General features: G+C 51.9%; 2 rRNA genes. Both read right to left on the bottom strand.

The window, feature by feature from the left end:
• Positions 1-10: 10 nt before the first annotated feature.
• A 5S ribosomal RNA gene (gene rrf / locus G464_RS0108235) occupies positions 11-128 on the bottom strand.
• 151 nt (positions 129-279) lie between these two features.
• Positions 280-1,972: ribosomal RNA gene (locus G464_RS0108230) — 23S ribosomal RNA — on the bottom strand; the annotation flags it as partial.

Genomic DNA, 1,972 nt, shown 5'->3' with positions numbered 1-1,972 from the left:
ATAAGTGTTGTTGCGGCGGTTTGTTACTCTCCCACACCCTATCGAGTGCAGTACCATCACCGTGCTAGGTCTTAGCTTCCAGGTTCGAAATGGAGACTGGGCGTTTCCCCTAGGCCATGACCACCGCAAAATCTTTAATTATCCTCGTATCCACCGACACGAGGCTCGTGTTGGTTTGGGGACCGGCTAGCAGACGCGAATCGTTTTGTACGCAGATTTAATGTTCCTTGTTGCAAGGAAGAGTATTCAATGTTTAACCAAAACCATAAAAAATTATGGTGTGTTATTGTCTTCGACTATTAGTACCAGTCAGCTCCACGTGTTACCACGCTTCCACACCCGGCCTATCAACCCGATCATCTCTCGGGAGTCTCACACACCCTCAAAGGAGTGTCAGGAATTCTCATCTTGGAGAGGGCTTCCCGCTTAGATGCTTTCAGCGGTTATCCCTTCCGAACGTAGCTAACCAGCCATGCCACTGGCGTGACAACTGGCATACCAGAGGTTCGTCCACCCAGGTCCTCTCGTACTATGGGCAGGACTCCTCAAAATTCCAACGAGCGCAGAGGATAGAGACCAAACTGTCTCACGACGTTCTGAACCCAGCTCGCGTGCCGCTTTAATCGGCGAACAGCCGAACCCTTGGGACCTGCTCCAGCCCCAGGATGCGACGAGCCGACATCGAGGTGCCAAACCATCCCGTCGATATGGACTCTTGGGAATGATCAGCCTGTTATCCCCGGGGTACCTTTTATCCGTTGAGCGATGCCGCGTCCGTACGCCGGCACCGGATCACTATTTCCGACTTTCGTCCCTGCTCGACCCGTCAGTCTCACAGTCAAGCTCCCTTGTGCAATTACACTCAACACCCGATTACCAACCGGGCTGAGGGAACCTTTGAGCGCCTCCGTTACTCTTTAGGAGGCAACCGCCCCAGTTAAACTACCCGCCAGGCACTGTCCCTGAACAGGATAACTGTTCGAGGTTAGACATCCAATATAAACAGAACGGTATTTCACTTGACGACTCCACCAAAGCTAGCGCCCTGGCCTCACAGTCTCCCGCCTATGCTACACAATCCACACCGAATGCCAATACCAAGGTATAGTAAAGGTCCCGGGGTCTTTTCGTCCTTCTGCGCTTAACGAGCATCTTTACTCGTACTGCAATTTCACCGAGCTCCTGGTCGAGACAGTGGGGAAGTCGTTACGCCATTCGTGCAGGTCGGAACTTACCCGACAAGGAATTTCGCTACCTTAGGATGGTTATAGTTACCACCGCCGTTTACCGGGGCTTAAATTCACCACTTCACCCCAAAAGGGTTAATGGATCCTCTTAACCTTCCGGCACCGGGCAGGCGTCAGTGCATATACAGCGACTTACGTCTTCGCATGCACCTGTGTTTTTGGTAAACAGTCGCTACCCCCTGGTCTGTGCCACCCCCAAAAGCTCCACCCGTAAAGAGTTTCACCATCAAGGGTCTCCCTTATACCGAAGGCACGGGAGTAATTTGCCGAGTTCCTTGACCAGGATTCGCTCGATCGCTTTGGTATACTCTACCTGACCACCTGTGTCGGTTTAGGGTACGGGCAGATATATCCTCTCACACCGAAGATTTTCTTGACACCAAGAATCACCAAAACACCAGTATAAAACCAGCGCGCATCACACCTCACCCTCACGTGGAACGGATTTACCTATCCCACAGGCTGCGTGCTTACCATGCCAAAACCACCTGACATGTCAGCTATCCCAATGCGTCACTCCTGTGCTGTCCTACTACAAACCAAGATCCCAAACACCAACACGCTCAACACCCCGAAAGATGAAAAACACGAAAGTGTGAGGTTAGTACAGTAAGCCTCGGAATGGTCGAGAATACACTGGTAGGAGAATATCAACTCCTTCATCCAATCGACTACGCCTGTCGGCCTCGCCTTAGGACCCGACTCACCCAGGGACGATGAACGTG

It is taken from the genome of Alloscardovia omnicolens DSM 21503 (genome assembly GCF_000420505.1).
In the GTDB taxonomy this organism is placed as follows: Bacteria; Actinomycetota; Actinomycetes; order Actinomycetales; family Bifidobacteriaceae; genus Alloscardovia; species Alloscardovia omnicolens.
Note: the sequence above shows the minus strand (reverse complement) of the source record. Positions and strands in the feature narration are given on the sequence as shown.